Raw genomic sequence first — 552 nt, 5'->3', positions numbered from 1 at the left:
GATGACGCCTCTGGCCATATCACTCCGCCGGCACGGCGCGTTGCGACAGGCCAAAGCCCATCTGCTTGCGCTTTTCCGGCCGCTTGCGTGTCAGCGCCAGCACCATGCCCATCGAGATGGCGATGGCGATCTGCGAGGAGCCGCCATAGGAGATGAACGGCAGCGTCATGCCCTTGGCCGGCACCAGCTGCAGGTTGACGCACATGTTGATGACTGCCTGCAGGCCGAAGACAGTGACGAGACCGCCGACCGCATAGCGGGTGAAATCGTCGTGTTCCTTCAGCGCCGTGTTGAGGCCGCGCAGCACGATGAAGGCGAAGATCGACATGATGAAGAAGCACATGATCAGCCCGAACTCTTCGCCGGCGACCGAGAAGACGAAGTCGGCATGGCTGTCGGGGATGACCCGCTTGACCGTGCCCTCGCCCGGCCCGACGCCGAACCAGCCGCCATTGATCAGCGCCTCGCGCCCCATGTCGACCTGGAACGTGTCGCCCTCGCCGGTGAGGAACTTGTCGATGCGCAAGGCAACATGCGGAAACACCGTATAGG

General features: G+C 63.2%; 1 protein-coding gene. It reads right to left on the bottom strand.

The window, feature by feature from the left end:
- Positions 1-19: 19 nt before the first annotated feature.
- Positions 20-552: FtsW/RodA/SpoVE family cell cycle protein (locus EN993_RS36630; protein WP_164758100.1), on the bottom strand; the 533-nt coding region annotated here is incomplete at its 5' end.

Origin of the sequence: Mesorhizobium sp. M7D.F.Ca.US.004.01.2.1 (assembly GCF_003997785.1) — a bacterium.
Classification (GTDB): domain Bacteria; phylum Pseudomonadota; class Alphaproteobacteria; order Rhizobiales; family Rhizobiaceae; genus Mesorhizobium; species Mesorhizobium loti.
Note: the sequence above shows the minus strand (reverse complement) of the source record. Positions and strands in the feature narration are given on the sequence as shown.